Annotated in this window: 19 protein-coding genes and 1 pseudogene; 5 read left to right on the top strand and 15 right to left on the bottom strand. The window is 64.0% G+C overall.

Translation table 11 applies throughout. The annotated features are described in order from the left end of the window. Positions 1–229 precede the first annotated feature (229 nt). A complete protein-coding gene (locus EJA05_RS12815) occupies positions 230–1,606 on the bottom strand; it encodes an L-serine ammonia-lyase (protein WP_125463954.1) in 1,377 nt (458 codons plus the stop codon). A gap of 146 nt (positions 1,607–1,752) precedes the next feature. Here EJA05_RS12815 and EJA05_RS12810 point away from each other — a divergent pair, with 146 nt between their 5' ends. From EJA05_RS12810 to EJA05_RS12800, 3 genes are all read left to right on the top strand, one after another. Continuing rightward, entirely contained in the window at positions 1,753–2,700 is a 948-nt protein-coding gene (locus tag EJA05_RS12810) for a LysR substrate-binding domain-containing protein (RefSeq protein WP_125463953.1), read from the top strand. Between the two features lie 150 nt (positions 2,701–2,850). Continuing rightward, positions 2,851–3,096 (top strand): hypothetical protein, encoded by a 246-nt coding sequence (locus EJA05_RS12805; protein ID WP_125858502.1) that lies wholly within the window; start codon positions 2,851–2,853, stop codon positions 3,094–3,096. 370 nt (positions 3,097–3,466) lie between these two features. Next, the gene (locus EJA05_RS12800; RefSeq protein ID WP_110992647.1) at positions 3,467–4,222 is read left to right on the top strand and encodes a hypothetical protein; all 756 of its coding nucleotides are present in this window, start codon (positions 3,467–3,469) and stop codon (positions 4,220–4,222) included. 31 nt (positions 4,223–4,253) lie between these two features. Here the strand turns inward: EJA05_RS12800 and EJA05_RS12795 are convergent, their stop codons facing one another. From EJA05_RS12795 to EJA05_RS12735, 14 genes and pseudogenes are all read right to left on the bottom strand, one after another. Further along, positions 4,254–5,036 (bottom strand): hypothetical protein, encoded by a 783-nt coding sequence (locus EJA05_RS12795; protein ID WP_223277205.1) that lies wholly within the window; start codon positions 5,034–5,036, stop codon positions 4,254–4,256. Positions 5,037–5,215: 179 nt separating this feature from the next. Continuing rightward, the gene (locus EJA05_RS12790) at positions 5,216–6,634 is read right to left on the bottom strand and encodes an undecaprenyl-phosphate glucose phosphotransferase (protein ID WP_125858501.1); all 1,419 of its coding nucleotides are present in this window, start codon (positions 6,632–6,634) and stop codon (positions 5,216–5,218) included. A 398-nt stretch (positions 6,635–7,032) separates the two neighbouring features. Beyond that, positions 7,033–7,806 (bottom strand): WecB/TagA/CpsF family glycosyltransferase, encoded by a 774-nt coding sequence (locus EJA05_RS12785; RefSeq protein ID WP_125858500.1) that lies wholly within the window; start codon positions 7,804–7,806, stop codon positions 7,033–7,035. After that, positions 7,806–8,993, bottom strand: a complete 1,188-nt coding sequence (locus EJA05_RS12780; protein ID WP_125858499.1) for a glycosyltransferase family 2 protein — start codon at positions 8,991–8,993, stop codon at positions 7,806–7,808. The genes EJA05_RS12785 and EJA05_RS12780 overlap by 1 nt, the downstream gene beginning before the upstream one ends. After that, positions 8,990–10,192 (bottom strand): glycosyltransferase, encoded by a 1,203-nt coding sequence (locus EJA05_RS12775; protein ID WP_125858498.1) that lies wholly within the window; start codon positions 10,190–10,192, stop codon positions 8,990–8,992. The genes EJA05_RS12780 and EJA05_RS12775 overlap by 4 nt, the downstream gene beginning before the upstream one ends. A 63-nt stretch (positions 10,193–10,255) precedes the next feature. Then, complete coding sequence (locus EJA05_RS28660) at positions 10,256–11,599, bottom strand: glycosyltransferase family 4 protein (protein ID WP_309475595.1); 1,344 nt, start codon at positions 11,597–11,599, stop codon at positions 10,256–10,258. A gap of 729 nt (positions 11,600–12,328) precedes the next feature. Then, positions 12,329–13,228 (bottom strand): annotated as a pseudogene (locus EJA05_RS28655) (DUF535 family protein); the annotation flags it as partial. Between the two features lie 7 nt (positions 13,229–13,235). Beyond that, positions 13,236–14,213: a glycosyltransferase family 2 protein gene (locus tag EJA05_RS12765; RefSeq protein ID WP_125858496.1), complete on the bottom strand. Its 978-nt coding sequence runs from the start codon at positions 14,211–14,213 to the stop codon at positions 13,236–13,238. Positions 14,214–14,250: 37 nt separating this feature from the next. Then, positions 14,251–14,775, bottom strand: coding sequence for a serine O-acetyltransferase (locus tag EJA05_RS12760; protein WP_125858495.1), 525 nt, complete (start codon positions 14,773–14,775; stop codon positions 14,251–14,253). 8 nt (positions 14,776–14,783) lie between these two features. After that, positions 14,784–15,740 carry a glycosyltransferase family 2 protein gene (locus EJA05_RS12755; RefSeq protein WP_125858494.1) on the bottom strand — a complete coding sequence of 319 codons (957 nt, stop codon included), beginning with the start codon at positions 15,738–15,740 and terminating at the stop codon, positions 14,784–14,786. Continuing rightward, positions 15,733–16,350 carry an acyltransferase gene (locus tag EJA05_RS12750; protein ID WP_125858493.1) on the bottom strand — a complete coding sequence of 206 codons (618 nt, stop codon included), beginning with the start codon at positions 16,348–16,350 and terminating at the stop codon, positions 15,733–15,735. The genes EJA05_RS12755 and EJA05_RS12750 overlap by 8 nt, the downstream gene beginning before the upstream one ends. A 132-nt stretch (positions 16,351–16,482) precedes the next feature. After that, the gene (locus tag EJA05_RS12745) at positions 16,483–17,949 is read right to left on the bottom strand and encodes an FAD-dependent oxidoreductase (RefSeq protein WP_125858492.1); all 1,467 of its coding nucleotides are present in this window, start codon (positions 17,947–17,949) and stop codon (positions 16,483–16,485) included. Next, complete coding sequence (locus EJA05_RS28385) at positions 17,946–18,284, bottom strand: hypothetical protein (RefSeq protein WP_223277204.1); 339 nt, start codon at positions 18,282–18,284, stop codon at positions 17,946–17,948. Before EJA05_RS28385 ends, EJA05_RS12745 begins: the two co-directional genes overlap by 4 nt. Further along, positions 18,250–19,626: an oligosaccharide flippase family protein gene (locus tag EJA05_RS12735; protein ID WP_125463940.1), complete on the bottom strand. Its 1,377-nt coding sequence runs from the start codon at positions 19,624–19,626 to the stop codon at positions 18,250–18,252. The genes EJA05_RS28385 and EJA05_RS12735 overlap by 35 nt, the downstream gene beginning before the upstream one ends. A gap of 95 nt (positions 19,627–19,721) precedes the next feature. On the opposite strand from EJA05_RS12735, the gene EJA05_RS12730 reads away from it, so the two are divergent. Together EJA05_RS12730 and EJA05_RS12725 are read left to right on the top strand one after the other, a co-directional pair. Then, a complete protein-coding gene (locus tag EJA05_RS12730) occupies positions 19,722–21,248 on the top strand; it encodes an O-antigen ligase family protein (RefSeq protein WP_125858491.1) in 1,527 nt (508 codons plus the stop codon). A gap of 5 nt (positions 21,249–21,253) precedes the next feature. After that, positions 21,254–23,854, top strand: a complete 2,601-nt coding sequence (locus EJA05_RS12725; protein WP_125858490.1) for a glycoside hydrolase 5 family protein — start codon at positions 21,254–21,256, stop codon at positions 23,852–23,854. Positions 23,855–23,932 lie beyond the last annotated feature (78 nt).

Raw genomic sequence — 23,932 nt, 5'->3', positions numbered from 1 at the left:
CGCCTTGTAGTTGTTTTTGTCGCAGGTACAGCGGGTGTTGCAGGGTGGGGTCGGCTTGCCGGCCTCATGGGTTGCATGGCTTCTGTAGGAGCGGCCTTGTGCCGCGCGGGGTGGCACGGGCTTCGCCCGTGTTCGCGGGGCAAGCCCGCTCCCACAGGGATCGCGCTGGCTTTAGCAGTTGAGCGAGACAGTTGCTCCTACAGCGGTCAAGTGCATGCCTGGCGTGCTGTCAGCACTCGACGAACGCCACGGCCAGGCCGCCGCGTGAGGTTTCCTTGTAGTTGGCGTGCATGTCGGCACCGGTATCGCGCATGGTGCGGATCACCTGGTCGAGGGAAATGAAATGCTCACCATCGCCACGCAAGGCCATCTGCACGGCATTGATCGCCTTGACCGCCGCAATGGCGTTGCGCTCGATGCACGGTACCTGGACCAGCCCACCGACCGGGTCGCAGGTCAGCCCGAGGTTATGTTCCAGGGCAATCTCGGCGGCGTTTTCCAGCTGCGGCGGCGTGGCGCCCAACACCTCGGCCAAGCCGGCGGCAGCCATCGAGCAGGCCGAACCGACCTCGCCCTGGCAGCCCACTTCGGCGCCGGAAATCGAGGCGTTCTTCTTGCACAGGATGCCCACCGCGGCCGCCGCCAGGAGGAAAGTCACCACGTCGTCGTCGCAGGCGCCGGGGTTGAATTTCATGTAGTAGTGCAGAACCGCCGGGATGATCCCCGCCGCACCGTTGGTGGGCGCGGTGACCATGCGTCCGCCAGCGGCGTTCTCTTCGTTGACCGCCAGGGCGAACAGGTTGACCCACTCCATGGCGCTGAGGGTCGAACCGATCACGTTGGGCTTGCCCAGCTCCTGCAGGCTGCGGTGCAGGCGCGCGGCGCGACGTTTGACCTTGAGCCCGCCGGGCAGGATGCCTTCATTGCGCAGGCCGTTGACCACGCACTCGCGCATGGCGGCCCAGATGTTCAGCAGGCCTTCGCGTATCTCGCTTTCCGAGCGCCAAGCGCGCTCGTTGGCCAGCATCAGCTGGCTGACACTCAGCCCATGTTGCTTGCACAGCGCCAGCAGCTCTTCTGCGCTGGAGAACTCATAAGGCAGCTCGACCTCGGCGCCGCCAACCTGGGGTGCGTCGATTTCGCTTTGCTCGACGATGAAGCCGCCACCCACCGAATAGTAGGTCTGGCTGAACAGGCTGCCCTGGGCGCCGAAGCTTTCCAAGGTCATGGCGTTGGGGTGATAGGCCAGGCTCTCGTCGAGCAGGCGCATGTCACGGCTGTACTGGAACTCGATCGGATGGCTGGCATCGAGCATCAGGCACTGCTCCTGCATCAACTGGTCGATGCGTGGCTCGATGCTGTGCGGGTCGATGCGATCCGGCCATTGGCCCATCAGGCCCAACAGGCAGGCACGGTCGGTGGCATGGCCAACCCCGGTGGCCGACAGCGAGCCGTACAGACGGACCTCGACCCGGCTCACCTGGGCCAGCAGGCCGCGCTCGCGCAGGGCCAGGGCGAAGGTTGCCGCGGCGCGCATGGGGCCGACGGTGTGGGAGCTCGATGGGCCGATGCCAATCTTGAAAAGGTCGAAAACACTGATAGCCATGCTAATGCCTGACCGTGGCAGCCGTACAACGCACACCACGGATCTCTGGAAAAATTGAACGGTATTACAAAGTTGGGCGATACTGACGCGCCCAGGTCGGCATGACCAACGAAACTTCCTACACAAGCCTTTAGCAGGACTAAACAATGAAAGGTCCACTCAACGGCCAGGTGTACGTGTGGCTGCATGTGTTTGCCTGCGCGGCGCGGCACCTGTCATTCACCCGCTGTGCAGAAGAGCTGCACATCACCCCCGGCGCCGTCAGCCAGCAGATGCGCCAACTGGAAGAGCGCCTGGGCTATCGCCTGTTCCTGCGGCGCGCCCGCGGCGTCGAGCTGTCGGCCGAGGGGCAGCGCCTGGCGCAGACCGTGGCCGAGGCCTATGGCAGCATCGAGGCCGAGCTGCTGCGCCTGGATGCCGGCGAGATCCGTGGCACCTTGCGCCTGCGCTCGATCCCGTCGTTCCTGGCCAAATGGCTCACGCCGCGCCTGCCGCGCTTCCAACAGCGCTACCCCGACATCGAGCTGCGCCTGGTGGCCGAGGACAGCAACCAGGCCCTGCACCCGGATGACTTCGACCTGGCCATCGACCTCAACGACGGCAGCTACCCGGGCATGCTGTCCACCCCGTTGCTGGACGAACAGATCTTCCCGGTCTGCTCCCCTGCACTGCTGCGCGGCCGCCCGCCGCTGCACGGGCCGACGGACCTTGTGCACTATCCGCTGCTGCACGACATCACCGCCTGGCGCGGCAGCTCGGAATATGCCGAATGGGAGTTTTACCTGGACGGTATCGGCGCCGGCGGGCTGGACGTGCGTCGTGGTCACACCTTCAACCGCAACCACCTGACCATCGAGGCGGCGATTGCCGGTGTCGGCGTGGCCATCGCCCGGCGCACCCTGCTCAACGATGAGCTTGAGCGCGGTGCGCTGATCGTGCCGTTCGGCGTACCGATCGCCAACCACAAGCGCTACGTGCTGCACTACCCGCCCGGCGGGCTGACCCAGCCCGGCGCCCGGGCAGTGCATGACTGGCTGGTGGAAGAGGCGCAGGGATTCAGGGCGTTGCACCCGTTGTCACTGCCTGGTGCGTAAGGCCACCCGGGGTATCCACCACGGAGTTACGCCCTGTTACTTCGACGCCTGCCTTGTAACTTAAGCCCCTGCCCACCACGCGCCTACAGTGTGCCCCTCGGCCGGCGCGCCGCGCCGTGCCGAGGTTCAAACCACACAGGAGGTGTAACCATGCATTTCGTAACCGTAGAGAAAAACCAGGCCAGCGCGCCATCCGCGGAAGACCTCAAGAAAGCGATGATCCTGAGCAATGGCACGCCGGGCGAAGTCACAGGCAACAACAGCGCACGCACATTGACGTTCACCGGCGAGATCAGCCACACGACCTACGAAAACAAGCTCATCGAAGTGGCCAAGGGCAAGCGCACCAGTTGGAACTTCACCTGGGCCGACGCCAACGTGAAGAGCACTGCCTGAGCCTTGCTTGCGCATCTGCTCTTGGCTCTGTGCGAAAAGTTTGTGGGAGCGGGCTTGACCCGCGATGGAGTGCGAAGCGCTCCTTTACCCGATATCAAATGGTGTCAGAGATGCCGTAGGCTGCCGCGTTGCGGCAGATCGCGGGGCAAGCCCGCTCCCACAACGCAGGATGACCATACTTTTCGTACATAACCTAGCAACAAGGGCCGCATCGCGGCCCTTGTTCATTTGAGTGGGCGGCATGACCGCCGCTGCCTTGTAACACCGTGATACTTCGCCGGCCCTCCTGCCCCGCCTAGAGTGGCCTGGTCGACACGCCGGCACAGGCCGGAATTCGGCAATCATCACTCAACAAGGACAGAGGGACATCATGAGCAATTCGAATGCCGCAAGCAAACAACAGCTCGCCGTCGCCCAGCAGCGCCAGGAACAGGTGCAACAAGCGGTCAAGGCCCTGCTTGGCCGAACCCAGCCCCTGGAGCAGAGCCACTACGCCAATCTGTTCCGCACCATCACCGATGCCGTTACCAAATCGGTGAACATCCAGATTGCCGCCGATGACCTGCGTACGCTCAAGGACGGGAAGTACAAGCTGTGCTTCGCCAAGAAGGTCGGAGACGCTGCGTACAACGTGGTCTGGCAGTCCTACGACAAGTACCTGATGAACAACACTTTCAGCTGGACGCCCCAGTACCAGCTGTTTGGCACCAACACCTTCCAGGACAATGTCACGGTGACCACGGCCACCAATATCGTCACCATCGGCCTCGGGCAACAATCGATCCTAGACGATGCAGGCATACTCGGGGCGCCGTCCACCGGTGGACCGGAAACGGCGGTCACCTTGATCAACAAATACGGTTCGATCCATCCGGGCGTCAACCAGCTGTCCACCGGCATCGACGGCAAGCAGGTGAGCACACCGATCTACGTGGCCACCAGTGCGGTCGTACAGGGCAGCACCAGCCTCACGCCGAAGGAAAGCATCCTGGTGTGGTTCCAACAGGACGTGCAGACCAGCACCATGTTCAGCAGCTCACGCTCCAATGCCCAGGAGATCGACCTGACCTTCGCCAACAGCGCCACCTACATGTACTCCGACCAGAAGTGGATCATCCCTTCCTGAGCCTTGGCCGCCGGGGTTCGCCCCGGCGGTATCACCCTGCGTGCCGGACGAACTGACCGATCACGCAGTGGCAGATGGCCTCGGCCAGCTCCTGCTCGGTTGCGATAAGCAATGGTCCGCCTCGGTCGAAGCGGGCCGACCAGAGCAGGCTGCCCGCCCCCACGTCGAGCAGACGCACCGCCACCCGCACACGGTTGGCTTCGGCCCGCACACTGCCCTCAAGCAGGTAGGCATGCTCATGGGTGAGTTCGCCTGGCGTCGGAGCCCCTCGTGGTAAGCGCACGCGCACCGAGGCACGCTCGAAACCATGGAACAGCAAGTCGCACAACTCCTCGCCCAACCCCCGCGCGAACGCCCCACCCAGGCTGGTCAGGCAACTGAACGGCCGCACGCACAGTACCGCCGGCCGACCATCGGCCAACGGCGCGCCCCACCGTTCGCAGCACAGCCGATAACCTCCGGCAGGCACGCTCAGGCGCAACGGCTCATGAGCCCCATGCGTGGCGTAATAGTCCGCAAGCTTGCGCCGCAGGCGACCGATCTGCACCCGTACCACCGGGTCGTCGCCCGTGCAGTACACCGCAGGATCCCGGCGAAACACCGCGATGCCGATATCGTATTCGCTGGGGATGCCCTCGCCGCCCTGCTGGCTGCGCTGGGCGAGGTAACTGAGCAGGCTGCCCAGGCGCCGCGACTTGACGAACAGCGGGCTTGCCAGCAACCCTTCGACCGCTCCCTGGAGTTCATTGCCACTTTTCGACGGCTCACGGGCCATTGCTGGCACGCGAACCTTGCTCGTTCGCTTGATGACCATCGACCTGCGTCTCCTTGCAGGACACCGCCGGTCCGCGCTGCGGACCGACAGTGACTGGGTCTTTCATCCTTGAAGGGGCGACCAGGCCGATGCAGGCAGGTCGCCATCACCGGGCAAGTGTAGTGCTGCATGCCGGGATGTGTGACCGGCCGTCGGCCCGCCGGTCAGCTCGACACTTCTCAGTAGGCGTGTTTGCCGGTGAAGGCATTGAGCGTGCGCACCAGAATCACGAAGTCGAGCCACAGCGACCAGTTGTTGATGTATTCGATATCGGAATTGACGCGCTGGACCATCTGCGCGATGTCCTTGGTTTCGCCCCTGAAGCCACGTACCTGGGCCAGGCCAGTCATGCCGGGCTTGATGTTGTGGCGGGCAAAGTAGTCGACGATGTCCTGGGAGTACTGGGTGTCGTGCTGCAGCGCATGGGGGCGCGGGCCCACCAGCGACATCTCCCCGGTCAGCACGTTGAACAGCTGGGGCAGCTCATCCAGGCTGGTACGGCGGATGAAGGCGCCCACCCGGGTCAACCGCGGGTCGTTCTTCTGGGCCTGCTGGAGCACACCGGCTTCAGGCTGGTGCACATGCATGCTCCTGAACTTCCAGATACGGAACGATTCGCCGGTCCAGCCCATACGCTCCTGGCGGAAGAACACAGGCCCAGGGCTATCGAGCTTGATGACCAGGGCGACAACCAGCAGTACCGGCGAAATGCACAGCAGGATCAGCGCCGCCAGCACCCGGTCCTCGACATTCTTGAGGAACAGGCTCATGCCGGTCAAAGGTGTCTCGGACAAGGTCAATACCGGAATCCCGGCGATTTCGCGAACGCTGTGGTTGATCAGGCGCAGCGAAAAGATATCCGGCACCCAGTTCACGGCGATGCATTTTTCCAGCAGCTTCAGATAAATATCGTTGATCACTTCGGAGCCGCCGAGCGGCGTCACCAGGTACACCGTACGTATGGCGTGCTGCGCAACGATCTCGTCGAGCTTGGAAATATGCCCGAGGACCGGCGGGCCAGGCTGCCCGTCCACCCGCTGCGCTGCGTCGGCTTCGTCGAACAACACGCAACCCACCACCCGCTCGCCGAACCAGGGGTTGTTGCTGATCTTGCGATAAAGGAAATCGGCCAGTTCACCGTTGCCGATGATCAGCGCGTTTTCCATGCGGTACGCATGGGCCATGAAGCGCTTCTGCACTTCGCGCACGGCAATGTGCAGGAACAACTGCACGAAATAGCCGATGACGAACAGCTCCCCGACCAGCAGCCGCGAATAGGATTCGCTCTGTTTGGTAAGGAACGCCATCACCACCAGGAAGCAGAACGTCGCCGACCAGGCCTTGAACAGCCTGAATGCCTTGACCGTCAAACCGACGTTGGTGCGGTAGATGGCGTAGTGGTCGTAGATGACCGCCAACGCGCCGATCAGCAACAGCAGCATGATCACGTAGTCGGAGGTGATGTAGCCAAACTGTTCGTAGATCAGGTACCAGGCGACACCGGTCACCGCAATACCGTCAAGGCCCGCCTGCACCGCGTTGCTGACGTTGCTTCTGCGCTGGAGTACGGGACGACTGCTTCTGGGTTCCAAAACCATTGTCAGGCCTCATCAATGTGAGCGATCAATGTGAGCGTGGCGAACACCCTTGCATCAGGCTGAACACGATACAAAATCAACGGCCGTCTTTGCCCAGGCAACCCTGGGCAGCGGCATGGCCACAGGCGATAGCGGTCGCACCCCGGCAAGCCTGCCGACGTTGTATTTCACTGCTGTGATTGAGGTGCCACGGATGGCGTAAACATGAGCGCGCATTATCGATCCCTGCATGCGGCAAGCCCCCCTGATTCAAGAGCCCGCCTGAGCGTCCGGCCACCAGGATGGCGTTCATTCAGGGGCTGATGCTTCGCCTGTTTATTGTTTTTGCTGTCTGGCGGCGATTGATATCACTGTAGCAGTACTGCGCCATCGCTGCGGCGCGCCACCATTAAGACGGATCAGGGCTCACTGCCCGGCACACTGGAACCGGCTGTGCCACGCGCCTTGCTGCAGGCCAGGGTGCGCAAAACAAACAAGGGGTTACCCAGTACATAACGGCCAAACAAGCGCCTGGGTTCCTTCAATAAGCGGTACAGCCACTCCATGCCCAGCCGTCGCACCCAGGCTGGGGCCCGCTCCACCCCTCCCCCCAGAAAGTCCAGGATCGCCCCGCCGCACACGACCAGGCATGGCCCGGCAACGGCCACCAGCCGGGCTGCAACCAGCTCCTGCCTGGGCATGCCCATGCCCAGCACGATTACCTCGGGTTGCAGTTCGCGGGCAAGGCTCAGATAGGTCTCCACGTCGGCGAAGCCATCGTGCACCGACACCGGCCGCACCCCGAAGCGGGCTTCGCAGTGCTGCGCCGCCTGGGCCAGGGCAGGCTCCCGGGTGCCCCACAGGGCAACCCGTCGGCCTTTGCAGGCCGCCAGCACACGGGGGATGAAATCGGTACCGTTCATGTTCACCCCTGGCGCAAGGCCCAGCCGGCGGTACAGCAGCCCCATGCCCGAACCGTCGCGCAGCAACACATCGGCGGCCACCAGCGCCTTGTAGAATTCACCGTTGCCCGCCATCAGGTTCATGGCGTGGGCATTGACGAATCCCAGCACAGTGGGTGCTTGCGGGGCCAACAAGGTGTCGAGCAGCCGTTGCTCATCAGCTGCGTCAGCCACCACCTGCAGTTTGTCGACGACAGTGGCCCAGCGCCGTTGCCATGTACGATCCGTCATCAGCTGTCATCCCGTTTCGAACGTACCCATTCCACCTGGCGTCGCACCAGAAACCCCAGGTACAACGGGATCTTCTTCGCCGCGTAACAAGGGGCATACAGCAACACCGAAAAGGGCATCTGCTCACGGCAGAAGCGCAGCCAGGCCAGCAGCACCGCGCTACCCAGCAGAACCATGGCCAGCGTGGCCAGCAATGCCGGCAACAACATGCCGAACAGCGCATACGCCAACCACGTGAGGCCCAGCAATGCCATCAATGTCAGCACCAGCAGGGCCAGCGGCGGCACCATCAGGTCGATGGCCATGGCCAACAGGCGCCCGTTGCGTCGAGTCAACGCGCTCAGCAGCAGCCGGGGGGCGTCAGCGAGCAGTACGCCGAGGTGGCCGTGTTCCCAGCGAGTACGCTGTATTGCCAGGCCTTCGTCACTGCTCGGAAACTGGCTGTAGACCTGCGCTTGCGGGCAGAACAGCGGTGGTTTGCCGTTGCGACACAGGTCCAGCCCCATCTTCAGGTCTTCAACGAGGTGGCCGTGCGCCAGGTCGATCAGTACAAGGTCGCGCCATGGCAACGCCATGCCCGAGCCCATCAGTTGGCAAGGCAGGCCCAACCACGCCCAACCGCGCGGGCGCACCAGGTTCTTCACCCGCCAGGCGAACTCGGCGATCTGTACCTTCAGCCCGGCACCTGCTGGCGCATGCATCAGGTAGAGGGCTTGCACGGGCCGCGCAGTCTCGCTGCAGCAACGCGTCAATCGCTCGATAGCGCCCGCGTCCGCCAGGCAGTCGGCGTCGATGACGATAAGCACCTGCGGTGGGTCGTCCGCCAGGTAGCGCACACCGAAATCCAGTGCGTAGCCCTTGCCCCGCAATCGATCATCCTGGCGCTCGACCACTTGCGCGCCCGCCTGCCGGGCAAGCGTGGCGGTGTCATCGCTGCAGTTGTCCGCCACCACCAACAGGCGGTCACCTGCGGCCAGTTGCGGAGTGATGCTGGCGAGGGTGGCAGCAATGACCGACGCCTCGTCGTGCGCCGGCACCAGCACCGCTACCCGTGCCCGCTTGCCGGTGGCCATGGGCAACGGCCGGGCGGGCAGGCAGCCCAGCACCACCTGGACGAAAAGTACCAGTACCGGTAACAGGATCAGCAGCGCCACGGCGCCCAACAGCCAGCTCAGTAGGATGATCATGCGGATGCCTTGAAGTAGCTGGCCAGCCGGGCCGCTTCGGTATCGATGTCATGACGTTGCAGCACGCGCTGATACGCCGCCTCCCCCATCCGCTGCAGCACTTGCGCAGGTTGCGCCAGGCAATCGGCCATGGCCGTGGCCAGTTCCTCCACGGCCCCCGCCGGGAACAGCCAGCCGTTCTCGCCTGGGGTTACCAGCTCGGGGATACCCGCCACATAGGTGGTCAGCACCGGGCGGCGCAAGGCCATGGCTTCCATGATCACCACCGGCAAGCCCTCGGCGAAGCTTGGCAAGACCAGCGCACGGGCGGCGAGGATCTCCTCGCGTACCTGTGCGCTGCTGATCCAGCCGGTAATACGCACCTGCGACTGCAGGCGGTGCCGGGCGATCAGGGCTTCCAGCTGCTCGCGCATCTCGCCATCCCCAGCCAGCACCAGCTCGAATTCCACCGCCTGCGCCGCCAGCAGCCGTGCGGCCTCTAGCAACAGCAACTGGCCTTTCTGCTCGCACAACCGACCAACACACACTAGCCGCGGCGCGCTGGGTACAGCCACGGCGGGCACATCATGGAAGCTGCGCTCCAGGCCACAGTGCACCACCTTGACCTTGCCCCAGTGCTCGTGCGCCACCCAGCGGAACAGCTGGCTGCGCCCGTAAGAGCTGACCGCAGCGACGAATGCGGCGCGCCGCACCTTCTCGCCCATATGCAGGAACTGCGGCTTGTCGAACTCCTCGGGGCCATGCACGGTAAAGCTATAGGCCGGCCCCCCCAAGGCGCGGGCCAGCATCACCACCTCGGTCGAGTTGGTGCCGAAATGCGCATGTACATGCACCGCGCCCGACGCCTGCAGCCACTGCAGCACACGGCATGCCTCGGCCAGATAGATCAAGTGGTAGGGCCATGCCCGGTCAGCTCGCCGGCCCAGGCGCAGGGCCAGCCACAGGCTTGCGAAAAAGCGCCCGGGTTGCTGGCGCAACACCTGCAGCGCGGGCTTGAGCAGGGCTTTCACGCCGCCTTGCAGTACGTACTGGGTCTTGCCCTGCTCGCGCACATCCTCGTCGTCCTGCAGTTCGGCATCCCAGCCACGCAAGGCAATGCGCTGAATCTCGAAACCCTGGCGCTCCAACGCGAGGATTTCACGGCGAATGAAACTGTGGCTGACCTTGGGGTACTGATTGATGAAATAAGCAATGCGCATAGGAATCCGAGTCCATACCCGCGTGATGAATGAGCTGGGCCGCCCCCGGCGGCACCCGGCCCTCTACTTCAGGCTTTTCATGGCTGACGGCGCAGGGTCTGCCGTGGCAGTGCCCGCGATGACGTCCGCATAGATGCCCTGGAGCTCCAGGGCCTGGTCGCTGCACAGCGTGATGCTGCCTTTGAAAGCGTTGTGTGGGTGCGCAAAGCGTTCCGGGTGCTCAAGCGCATCGGCCAGAGCCTCGCGCAGATACCGTGGGTCGGAGCTCAACGGGATGATGGTGCCGTTGACCCCATCGACGATGTCCTCGACCGTGCCCCCCGCGTCGGTGCTGATCACCCAGACGTCGCGCACCAGCGCTTCGCGCACGGCAAGGCCGAAGGTCTCTTTCCACTGGGTCGGGAACAGCAACACGTCGATGCCGGAAAAGAACGCGTCGATGTCGTCCTGGGTGTAGCCGGGGATGATGCTGACGCTGCCCGGAATCTTCACGCTGTGCCGGTTGAACGAGCGGAAACCCAGGTGCAGCAGGTTGTCGACCACCTTGAGTTCGTAGTCCGAGCGGGGTAGCCCGGCAAACGCCTGGGTGATCAGATTGATGCCCTTGATCGCGGTGTTGCCCCCGACGAAACCGAAGCGCAGCAATGCCCCCGGCTGCTTGTGGTAGCCCGCACCGGGGGCGAGGATGCCGTTGCGGTTGATGCGGATCTTCGCCGCATCGAAGCCATTGGCCACGTACAGGTCGCGGGCGAAGTGGCTTGGCGCCAGCAGCAGGCTGGCCTTGCGCAGGGTGGTAGCCAAGGCCTGCTGACGGTAGGCGTTCAGCGGCGCATCCTCGACACAGGCGGCACACACTTCGGCGCGAATACGCGTTTGCCCGCAGTATTGCCCCTGGCCGTTGATCATGAACTGGCGCCCGCAGATCCACCACGCATCATGCAAGGTCACCACGAAGGGTATGCCCGCCCGCGCACAGCTTTCGGCCAGCAGCGCACCCAGCCCCTGGATCGAGTGCAGGTGCACAAGGTCCGGGGCGACGCGCTCGAGCACGGCGTCGAACAGCGGCAGGGTTGCGCGGTTTTCGAAGTCCTCAAGGGCCGAACGCTGGTCAGGCAGGCCGATGCCAAGCACCGCAGCCTGCTGCGCCTGGTACCGGAACAGGCTGTAGGCGGGCGTGTCGGTCGTCGGTAGCGATGTGAACACGAATTGCTGCCAGGGCGAAGTGGCCGCCAGCAACCGCGCCATCTGCTCGGCGACGACCGTGGCGCCACCGAAACTCCTGGGGGCGAAGAAGATGTTCGCCGACAGCAGCCTGCGTGGGCGAACGCCGGATAAGGCCGGGAAGACCTGGCCCAACTGCTGGCTGCACTCGACCACCGTGACTTGCCGGGCCCCCGCCTCTTGCATCGCCGCCGCCAGCACCGCACTCGACGCTATCGCGCACTCGCACGCCAATAGTGCCTGCCGGTGCAGGGCCACGGCCGCCATCAGCTTGCCCACGTCGGTGTCACGCAAGCCGTTCAGGTCGTTACCCTGGCGATACGCCTGCGGGTCGAAGATCAACTCGTCTGTATCCCAGCAAGAGGTGACCTTGAGGCGGCGGGCTTCTTCGAGCAGCCTCGACAACTGCGCGCAGTAAGGCAAACGGTGCAGGATGACCGCCGCACAGGTTTGCAGGGCATTCAGGCAGTCTTGCGGATTGCGCCAATCCGCCACCGTGCAGGTGTAGCCGAGCTCGACCAGCATTTGCCGCAGTTGCGCTGGGCGGCCATCGAGCGCTTGTACTGGGTCGCTCTCGCAAATCATCAGGACGTGCCCGGGGAACAGCGTGCTGGCCGCCACGCCAGGGGCGTCCAGGGGCAGGTCGTGACGCTGCTCGGCGGGTGGTTTCCAGAGCAGCGCCGGGCCATGGTGCAACAGCTCCCGCCAGGTCTTTCTCAGGGTCGGATACAGCCCGGCCTTGCGTATGTACGCCACAAAACGCTGGTCGGCCCGGGGTTCGCGCAGGGCCTGACGGAACAACCCCGCAGCCTTTGCCAACCACGAATGCGCGGCTGTCGGCGCACTGGCCTCCTGCAACACCAGGGCATAGCCCAGCCGTTGCCGATGTACCTGCAGCGGGTCCGCGCCGGCCGCCAGCGCCGCTTCGAGTTGCGCGAACAACGCCTCGAGCAAGGCCTGGCGCCTGCGGTACATGGCGCGTTTCTTCGGCGCTATGTCCTCCGCCGCACGTTGCGCCGCCGCCAGCGGGAGGCTGAAGAAGTCTTCGCGCTCGCTGGGTACTGCGCCATGCTCCAGCCAGATGGCGTCGTAGTTGGCGGCCAGGTCCTGGGACTTTTCGGCGCCAAAGTAGGGATGGCGATGGTGCCGATAGGCGTCGCCCACCGCATACAGGCCGTCAGCCCCGACCGCCCTGGCCAGGCATTTGAGCGCCTCGAGCAGCAGGCTGCGCGGGCGCAGCCCTTCGAAGTCCTTGGTCAGGTCGCGGTAAATGGCCAGCGAGCGCTCGCTGTCGATACCCTTGTGGATGCCCTGCACCGCGCCGATGAACAAGCAAAGGCCCGCCGCCGTGCGCTGCAGGGTGAAGGCCAGTGACGCCACGCGCAGGTCGCCCTGGAACAGGTTCAGCACCAATTCGCCTTCGCGCTTGAACCAGATCGGCCGGTCCAGCACCAGGGTGCAGTCGGCAGAAATGCCTGACAGATCGCACAGTGTCCGCCGCTCGTCCCGGCCCAGCAGCAACAGGGTCGGGAACTGCGCCGTCACCACCTGGTAGTGCGAAGCCACGGCGTCGAGGCGTTCCCGCACCGACCAGCACTTGCTGACATAGGGCCACTGCACCATGCCGATGCAATCGACACCGAGCTTGTCGAAGCCTTCCTTGCCCAGCGCAGCTTCCATGTGCCGCAGGAACGGCCGCAGGTCGGTCCACTGGGTGATGATCAGCACCAGCAATTTGAACTTGTTGTTCAACGCCCGCAATGAATAGCCGGGTTGCAAAGTGAGCACACTCTTGAGTAACGATCTGAACGCCATGGGCCTCTCACTTGTACTCGATCAACACCGTCTTGCCGGCAGTGAACCGGTTCAACAGAAACCGCACCTGCCCGAACATCTCCGGGAACTTTCCCAGCACCAGGAACACCGCCTGCAGCCAGTTCTCGCGAACCGAGCGGCCACCACGGCGCGCCAGGCGCACGGCCTGCAGCGGGTAGAGCAGCAACAGCAGCAGCCCCCAACCGCCCAGTAGTGCACACGCAGCCACGATCGCCAGCGGTATGCCCAGCCCCCACAGCCAGGCACGACGCGACTCACGCTGCCAATGCCGCTCAGGAGGCGCGCCATGCAGGAAGGCGCCCTCGGCGAACGCATAGCCTGCGCGCAGGCTGCGCCGCCACCACTGGCTGAAACGGGTCATGGCGGCATCGTGCAAGGTCATTTCGGCGGGCAGGCGCCAGATCTTCCAGCCGCGACCGCGCAGGCGAATACAGAGTTCGGGCTCTTCCCCGGCGATCAGCCCCGCGCGAAAGCCGCCCACGGCCCTGAACGCCTCGGCACGCATCAACGCATCCCCGCCACAGGCACGGGCCTCGCCCACCGGGGTGTCCCATTCCAGATCACACAGCAGGTTGTAGACCGAATGCTGCGGGAAGCGCTCGCGGCGCCGACCGCACACCACCGCCACTTCCGGCCGTGCATCGAGAAATTCGCAGGCCTGCTGCAGCCAGCCGTCCATGACTTCGCAATCACCATCGACGAACTGCACGTAGCCTAGTGTCGGCAACAAAGATTGCAGGCAGGCGAAGCCTTCGTTACGTGCCCGTGCGGCGGTAAAGGGCCGGGTCATGTCCAGCGCCAGCACCTCGACGCCCAGGCCTTGGGCCAAGGCCTGCGAGCCGTCGGTCGAGCCCGAGTCGACATACACCACCTGCTGCGCGCAACCGGCCAGTGACGCCAGGCAGCGCTGCAGGCGCTGGCCTTCGTTGCGGCCGATCACTACAACGCCAATCCCTGTCAGCATGGCGCCCTCCTGCTGGCGCTGGGCAGTGTTGCCTGCCTCATGAGCACGGCTCTGCTTCGGCGGGCTTGCGCGCCTTGACGGTCGCAGGCACCCCGACCGCCAGGCAGTCGTCCGGCACGTCCACCAGCACCACGGCGTTGGAGCCGATCACTACGTTGTTGCCAATGCGGATGTTGCCCAGCACCTTGGCGCCGGCGCCGATATCGACGTTGTTGCCGAATACCGGCGCGGTCGGCTCGCTGACATTCTTCAACCCCACCACCACGCCGTTGCGGATCCGGCAATCGTCGCCGAAACGCGCATAGCCGCTGATGATGATGCCGCCGAAGTGGTCGATGACGAAGTTGCGGCCGATCTGCACCTCACAGGGCAGCTCGACGCCGGTCAGTATCTGCACCCACTTGAACAGCACTTTGTAGACCAGCGACAGCGGCTTGCGCAGCAACGCCGGGCGCACCCCGTAGCGCCAGCGCCCGAAACGATAGACCAGCAACACCCAGAAGCCCTGGGCGCCCCAGTCGCCCCCATGGGCCCGCAGATCGGCACGAATATTCTCGAACATGGCATCACCTACCTTGTGGGTTGGCTTGCGAAACGGGTATCGAACAACAGTGCCCAGGTGGCCCGACAATGCCGCCAGCAAGCCGTGATGGCTGCCCGCCCCCGCCCTTTCAACAAAGCCTTAAGGGCCAGCACCAGATCACCGAGGGTCACCAGCGCCATATGCAGGGCCAACCCTGCCAACCCATGGTGCTTGCGGAAATACAGCAGTTCGCTTTCGATCTGGTAGGCCGATATCTGGCGGCTGGCCGCCTCAAGCTCAGCGACCGACTTGGAGCTTTCCCCGCCGATGTGCACCACCGTGGTGTGGGGATAGAACACCACCTTCCAGCCGGCCTGTTTGACCCGTTTGCAGTGGTCGACTTCCTCGTAGTAAAGGAAGTAGCGCGGGTCGAACAGGCCCACCTGGTCGAGCACCTCGCGCCGCACCAGGTAGAAGCAGCCAGGCAACCAGTCGCACTCGCGCACCGAGCCGTGGTCCCAGTTCATCTCGTCGACCATCTTCAACCCCGGGAAGAAGCGCCCGAGCCCGGTGCGTGCCACGAACACGTTCAAGGGGGTCGGGAAGTAGCGACAACTGGGTTGCAGGTCACCGTCGCGCCCCACCAGGCGTACGCCCAGCACCCCGCATTCCGGGTGCGCGTCCATGTACTCGAGGGTCTTGTCCAGGGAGTCCCTGGCGACGAACGCATCGGTATTGAGCAGCAACGCGTACTTGCCGTTCAGGTGCGCCAGCAGTTGGTTGTTGGCCCGGCCGAAACCGACGTTCTTCTGGTTGCTGACCACTACGGCCTCGGGGCAGACCTTGGCCAGGCGCTCGACCGAATCGTCGACCGAGGCGTTGTCCACCACCAGGTAACTCGCCAACTTGTCGCCGTCGGCCTGGCGCAGGGCGTCGAACATCGGCTGGAGCAAGCCGGCGGTATTGAAGTTGACCACCATCACATCGACAGGTTTGCTAGCCATTGCTGCCATCCCCAAAGAAGTACTGGCCCCGCGCAGCGGCGAGGGCCGGCTCCAATGCCGGGTCATAGGCACCCTGGCGCTGCTTGACCAGGTCTATCCAGGGGTAGGCGGCGCAGCGTTCCTCGACGCGCCGGATCAACGCCTCGGTGGTGCAGATGAACTTCGCCGGATTGCCACCGACCACGGTACCGGGCGGCACATCCTTGGTGACCACGGCCCCGGCGGCAACCACCGAGTCCGGGCCGATGGTCACACGCGGCATCACGATTGCGCCGTGGCCGATGAAACAGTTGTCGCGGATGTCGATGAAACCGACTGAATCGAGTTGCTTGCCGTAACAGATCTCGATCAGCGCGACCACGCCGTCGTGGCCGATCAACGTGCAGTCCGATAACCCGACGTTGCTGCCGAGGCGCACCAGGCGTGGGTCGGTGACGTTGCACCCGGGGTTGATATGGACGTTGCTGCCGACGGAATAGAACTGGCCCCAGCGGGTCAGGTAAGCGCCCCAGTCGCGGGCATTCGGATTGCAGAACTTCTTGTAGGTCGCGCCGGCGCGCCCGGTCGAGTTGGCGTAGTTGGCCAATGCTTTGCGTATCCATCCATACATGCTGCTAGCCTCGCAAGTGAAGCGATCCTGGACTGTCCCTGAGGCGAATACGGTCTCGTTCTTGTTGATGCTGACCGCCCCGCGCTCACTCCCTTACCCACCCTGCTGTTGCCCTGACACCGCGCCGACTGCTCAGGTGAGCGCACCGCGCGCCGATTTCAGCCTTTCATCGAGGTGATCCGCCAACCGCAGGGCGAACTGCAACAGCGGCATGGTCGGGTTGGAGGCGCCGCCGGTGGCGAAGATGCTGCTGCCGGCGACATAAAGATTGTCGGTGCCGAATACCTTGCAGTCGCGGTCGACCACACCGTACTGCGCCGAGGCAGCCATCCGTGTGGTGCCCATATGGTGCGCGTGAGGCTCCATCTTCAGCGGTATCGCGGCGTCGTACACGTACTCGTTCAGCCTGACGAAACCAAGGCCTGTGTCGACGAACTGTTTGGCCAGCTCGCTGCCGATGCACTGGATGGTGTGGCGGTCGTTTGCGGTAAGCACCCAGTTGACGTTGGCCTTGGACACACCCAGTTCGTCCTTCTCTTCGAGCAGCGAGAGCCGGCTTTGCGCATTGGGGTACTGTTCGATCATGGTGCTGAGCACCCCTTCGCCCGGGCAGCTGAAATTGGCGATGAAGTTGACCTTGTGGGCAAGGTTCATCTCACAGAGCAGGTTTTCCAGGAAGTGCTTGACCTCGGCGGTCCGGCCGAAGGTGCGCACTTCATCGAGCACCGTGGCCGAGACATTGCCCTTGCCGGCCTTGTATTCGCTGACGAAGGCATCGCTGGTGTAGTACTGGCGCGGCTCGCCGGTCTGGCCGTCCTCGAGGATGAAAGTGCCCATCTCGACGTTGAGGTGCTCCATCAGGCAGCGCCCCACCAGGCCATCCTGGGTGACCACGCCGGCCTTGCGCAGGGACGTGCTGTTGAGCAGTTGCCGGGCGTTCTCCAGTGCCCCCGTCGCCAGGATGAAGTGCTTGGCCACCAGCCGCTGGCGCTGCAGGTCATAGTCGGACACCACCGCTGCCGCCAGGCGTCCCGTGGCCTGCTCGAACTCGAGGTCGACGCAGTTGCAGTTGATGAAGACGTCCAGCCCGGCGGTATCGTTGAGCGCCGCGGCGTATTTCTGCGCAAAGCGCGTCGGCGGGCTGAGCAGGAACTTGTCCGGCTCGAAGTCGCCGCCCTTGAGCCCAGCGTTCTCTGCCTGGAATTGTGCGCCTTGCGGCAGGTCGACAATCTCCATGGCCGCTGCCAGGTATGGCTCCACCTCGGCATAGGCGATGGGCCAGCCAGGGAGATCGCCTGGGGGCGGGACCGCGAAATCGGAGGGCGTGAACGGACGGCAACGGCCTGCCCAGTGATTGGACGTGCCGCCAAGGTAGCGCAGGCGGGTTTCATGGGGGTACAGCTCAAGGCCGGTCGAGGTGCACTGGTACAGGGCCTGCGAGCGCGGCGAATAGTCGTGCCCGCCCCCCTCGGCCAGCACCACTTTCCAGCCAGACTGCGCCAGGCGCAGCGCCAGCGTGATGCCGGCGGGCCCGGCACCGATGATGCAGACGTCATAGTCCTCGCGCAGGGTCTTCTGCGCCTGGTAGTCGCGGATCATGCCTGCCCGTCCCGAAAATAGCCCGAAGGCAGGACCCAGCCGTTGATGACCACGAACCCGCCCGGGGCACCGTTGCCGACAGGATCAGCGGGAGGGGTGACAGGCCCTTCGGCCACCGTCTTGCCGAACACCACTGCGCCGATACCCAGCACGGCACAGTTGCGCAGGAACACCCTGCGCCCCGACAGCTGCGTGAAAAACACAAGCTTGCCCATGATCCCCAGCCCCCACCATTGTTGTGCCAAAACCAGGTAAACCGCTGTCGCCGACGCCTGGGCACCGCGCGTTGTTGCAAGGGGTTCAAAGCCAGTTGAAGAAACGCGTTGCCAACTCACCGAACAGCGCACCGACGGCGATCATCGGTAACACCATGAGCTCGCGCCTGATACTGAAGATACCGAGCTTGAGATTGACATACACAATCAGTACCAAGGTCGGGAACGTGTGCAGGGCAACCCCCCAGATAGCCCATTGCACGCCACCGATGGCCAGCAACAGCGGCAACCCCAGCCACAGCGCAACGAGGCGGATGATGTTGTCCATGGCCTGGTACTTGGTCAGCCCCTGGGCGATCCAGATCTGATGCGCCAGGGTGTAGCGCAGCGTAAAGAACGACAGCGACAGAATGCTGAGCATAGTGCCTGCGCCAGCATAGCGCTCGTCGTACATCCAGCCGATCAGCAGTGGGCTGGCGGTGATGAACACGCCACAGGTGAACAGCATGGCCAGGTCCACCAGCAACCTGAAACGGTAATACAGCGCTTTGAGCCGCTCATGGTCACCGGCCCTGGCGGCCTCGCTGAACGCCGGCAGCGCCACCGTGCCGACCAGTTTCAACAGGCCGGTCTGCAGCGAGCCCAGAATCAGCACGGCGATCGAGTACACCCCAAGCTCGGCAGCGCTCATGCTGGCGCCGAACCACATACGGTCGCCGTACATGGCCAGCACGCCTACGATCGAGGACAACAGGATCCAGCGGCCGAACACCACCAGTTCGTTCAGTGCGCTGCGGTCCCATTGCAGGCGGTTCTTCGGGCCCTGGAACACCAGGTGGCCCAGCAACGTACCGGTCAGGGCGCCCGCCAGGCCGGCAATCACCAGCGACCAGATGGAGCGGGTGAAGTAGCCGATCACCAGCATCACGACCAGCCCGACGATCTGCGATGCCAGCTCCACCAGTACCACGCGCTTCTGCTGGAAAGTACGCACCGCCACATCTATGTTGGTTGACTGGAAGCCGTAGATCACCGCCGAAATACCGGTCACCGCCAGCACCACTGGCAGCTCGGGCGCAGCATAGGTGGAGTCTGCCGGCCACAGGTTGCCCAACTGGGCCAACCAGGACGCCAGGGCCAGCAGCAGGGTCAGCGCGAAGAGCACGAAACCACGGACGATCTGCACGCTCCAGGCGGTATTGAGAAACAGCGGGTCGTCGCCACGGTGGCTCTGGATGATGTTCTGCCGCAGGCCGACATCGGAGAGCAAGTGCAGGAGTACCGAAACGGTGGTGGCGATGACCATCACCCCGAACATTTCCGGTAACAGCAAACGGGCCATGATCAGGTTGCCGCCCAGGCGCATCACCTGCGACGCGATCAACGACACCAGGTTCCAGGCCCCGGCCCCTAATGCACGCTTGCGAAGACTCACCGATGCAGACACTTCAACAGACGGCATGGCCTCAATCCCTGACTGGATGTCTAAGAAGTCACTATAGTTTCAATTAGCCATGATGCTAGCTGTCCTCTACCAGCGGATAGGTGCCGTTGCCAATGCCTGAACATTTTCGTGCACTGATCGTCATTCTGTTCCTCGCCACCGTGGTGTTCGTGCTCGCACGCGGCCCCGCCAGCGACCTTATTCCCGAGCGCGATTTCAAGCGGCGGCGCAACTTGTGGTTCGCCCTGACGCTGCTGGCCTTCGTCTCGTACAGCTTCTGGGTATACGCCGGGGCTGCGGCGGTCATCATGTACCTGGCAGGAAGGCGCGAGCGCAACATCATGGCGCTGTTCTTCATGCTGCTGTTCGTGATGCCCCCCGCCACGGTGCCGATACCTGGTTTCGGGGTGATCAACTACCTGTTCGACCTGAACCACGTCCGCCTGCTGACCCTGTGCGTGTTGCTGCCCGCAGCCCTGGCCCTGCGCAGGCAGGCCGACACACCTGGCTTCGGGCGCCTCTGGCCCGACCGCCTGCTGGCCGCCAGCATTGTCCTGATAGGCGCGCTGTACCTGCGCGAAACCACCCTTACCGACACCTTGCGCCAGGCGCTTTACCTGTATATCGACGTATTCCTGCCGTATTACGTGGCCAGCCGTGCCCTGCGCCAGCTCAGCGACTTCAAGGACGCCATGCTGGCCTTCGTGCTGGCCGGCTTCGTCCTGGCGCTGATCGGCGTGGCCGAGTTCGTCCGCCATTGGCTGCTGTACAACGCCCTGCTCGAGGCCATGGGCGTGCAGTGGAGCATGGCCAGCTACCTGAGCCGCGGCGGCTCGCTGCGCGCCAGCGTCACCACCGGCCAGGCCATCGCCCTGGGCTATGTCATCAGCGTTGCGATCGGCCTGTTCCTGTTCGTCCAAGGCTATGTACGTAGCCCCTTGCAGCGTGCCATGGGCGCGCTGTTGCTGGCGGCCGGGCTGGTCGCCCCCCTGTCGCGCGGCCCGTGGATCGGCGCGGCGATCATCGTCGCCGTGTTCATCGCCACCGGCAAGGGCGCGGTCAAGCGCCTCAGCCTGCTGGCCGTCGCCGGCGTGCTGGCCATCCCGCTGCTGACCGTGGTGCCGGGGGGCGAGAAGGTGCTCGACATGCTGCCGTTCATCGGCAACCTGGAAAAAGAGAACATCACCTACCGCGAGCGCCTGCTGGACAACTCGTGGATCGTCATCCAGCGCAACCCGCTGTTCGGCTCGTTCGATTTTCGCAATACCCCGGAAATGCAGTCGATGATCCAGGGCGACGGCATCATCGACATCGTCAACACCTACCTCAACCTTGCGCTGAGGGTTGGCCTGGTGGGCCTGGGACTGTTCGTGGCCTTCTTCGTCTGCGTGCTGCGGGGGGTTCGCAAGGCCATGCTGGCATTCCCGGACAAGGATGACGAACAACGCCAACTGGGGCGGGCGCTGCTGGCCACCCTGGTGGGCATCCTGGTGATCATCTTCACGGTCAGCAGCATCACGGTGATCCCCGTGGTGTACTGGTCCGTTGCCGGGCTGAGCGTGGCCTACATGCAGATGGTCCGCAGGCTTCGTGCGGCCCAACCCGCAACCATTGCCCAACGCGGCCTCCAACCCAGGTAACGACAATGAAGTCATCTGCACTGCGCCCGTTGCTGCGGGTTTCGCTCCTTGCTGGCCTGATGATTCTGCCGTTTGCAGCACAGGCTGCGGCCTGGACTGTGAAGGTGGAGGAACAGAACGGCTTGCCGACCGTGACCCGCGGCGGCGGGCCGGCGATGATCGCCAAGTTCGATTTCTGGGGCGCTGACTGGGACTGGACCGGGTTCTATGCCGCGCTCAAGGTCAACGCGCCCTACCACTACACCCTGGAGGGCAAGAACAAGGACCTGGACTTCGACCTCAGGGCGGATATCAGCCGGCCCGGCGAACGCACCCTGGCCTGGAACTTCGACCTGGATGCCCATAGCCGAAAGACCAAGGTGATGGGCGGTGGCATGGTCTTCCATTTCGACCCGGCACTGGTCGCCGGAGAGATGGGCGCCCCGCAATTGCTGCCCGGCAATCGCGGCTGGTCATGGGGCAATGATGCGCAGGGGCGTCGGCTGGAGATGCGCTTCGAGCCGGCGTTGGCCAGGGTGTATTTCGAACGCGGCAATCCCAGCGAAGTCCGGGCGTTCTTCTACAGCGAGGCGATCGAGCCCGGTCGCCAGCAGGTCAAGGCGCAACTGCAGGTGAGTGGCGACATCGCCATCGGCCCGACACCCACCGAGCGCTTCGGCATGGTCGACCCTGCCAGCTGGCCCGACGACCAACTCGACTGGCGCAAGTCACCGGTCGACTTGTCGTTTCTCAACGCGCCGGAAATACCGGCGGGCAAGCGTGGCTTCGTCAAGGCTGTAGGCGAGCAGTTGCAGTTTGCCGATGGCACGCCGGCACGCTTCTGGGGCACCAACCTGACGGCCTACGCCTTGTTCGGCACCCCGGACGAGGAGATCAAGGTGCAGGCCGAGCGCCTCTCGGCCCTGGGCTTCAACCTGGTGCGCCTGCATCATCACGACTCGCCCTGGGTCAGCCCGAACATCTTCGGCGACATGACCACCCTGCGCGACACGCGCCAGCTCAATGCCGAGTCGCTGCGCAAGCTTGACCTGTGGATCAAGAGCCTGAAAGACCAAGGGATTTATGTGTGGCTGGACCTGCACGTGGAGCGCCCGATCACCCCGGCGGATGACATCTATGGCTTCGATGAGCTGCCCAAGACCCACGGCGCCGCAGGGCTCAAGGGCTACGCCTATGTCAACATCACCCTGCAGCAGGCCATGAAAGGTTTCGCCGAGCAGTACCTGACCCATGTCAACCCGTATACCGGCCTGGCCTACAAGGACGACCCGGCGGTCGCCGCGGTGCTGATCACCAACGAGAACGACATCACCCAGCACTTCGGCAATGCCCTGTTGAAAGACAAGAACGTGCCCAGGCACTACAAGTTGTTCGAGGACCAGGCCAAGGCCTTCGCTCAGCGCCAACACCTGAATGTCGACGAAATCCAGATGACCTGGCTGCCAGGCCCATCGAAGCTGTTCCTCAACGACCTGGAACACCGCTTCGACCTCGACATGATCCAGCACCTGCGCGGGCTTGGCGTAAAGGTGCCGATCGTCACCACCAGCACCTGGGGTGGCAATGGCCTGAGCGCGCTGCCGGCGCTGACCACGGGTGATGTGATCGACGCCCACAGCTATGGCGGCGGCGGGCAACTGGAGCGCAACCCGTTGACCAGCGACGGCATGGTCGACTGGCTTGCGGCGGCCCAGGTGGTCGGCAAGCCCATGACGGTGACCGAATGGAACGCCGAACCCTTCCCCACCCCCGATCGCCACTCATTGCCGCTGTACATCGCCGGCACCGCCAGCCACCAGGGCTGGGACGGGCTGATGCAGTACGCCTACAGCCAGCAGAAATTCATCGAAGGTTGGCGCACCGCCGACAACTGGCACGCCTACAACGACCCGGCGCTACTTGCCACCCTCCCCGCCGCTGCCCTGCTCTACCGACGCGGGGATGTGCGCAAGGCCACCACCCGCTACGTGTTCGCACCCACGCCCGAGACTCTCTATAACCGTGCCATCAGCCCAAACAACTCGGCCCTGCTGCGCACGGCCTGGGAGAAAGGCCGGCTGCAGATCGCCATGCCAGCCACACCCCAACTGCCGTGGTTGCAGCCCAGTGTGATCCCGGCTGATGCGAAAGTGCTGCATGACCCAGACCAGTCGCTGTTGCTCGCCACCGCCAGCGAGTCCAGCAGCGACACCGGCGAGCTCAGGCGCAACTGGCAAAAAGGGCTATACACCATCGATACCACCCTGACCCAGGTCGCCACCGGTTGGCTGGGTGGCCAGTCGATCCAACTGAGCAACATCCAGGCCCAGTTACAGACCCCCTATGCCAGCGTTGCGGTGCAAAGCCTCGATGCCAGGCCATTGAGTCAGTCGCGGGCGTTGCTGATCTCGCTGGGCACCCGCGCTGTACCCCGCGAGGATGACAAGACACCCTTCCATGTCGAACCCCTCGCCGGCACCCTCAGCGTCAAGGCTTTGCCGGGCTTGAAACTGTTCGCGCGCAATGCCGATGGGGAAGAAACGCAGTTGCCGGCGGACTACGAAAATGGGCGCTACAACATCCGCTTCGATGGCCAGCGCATGTCCAATTGGCTGTTCCTCAAATAGCCATCTAGAGTCTGCAAAGGCCTGTTGCGGCAACCGGCGCGCCCGGTTGCCGTAAAGGGACGTCCGTACGGGCAGCAG

Source organism: Pseudomonas oryziphila (genome assembly GCF_003940825.1).
In the GTDB taxonomy this organism is placed as follows: domain Bacteria; phylum Pseudomonadota; class Gammaproteobacteria; order Pseudomonadales; family Pseudomonadaceae; genus Aquipseudomonas; species Aquipseudomonas sichuanensis.
Note: the sequence above shows the minus strand (reverse complement) of the source record. Positions and strands in the feature narration are given on the sequence as shown.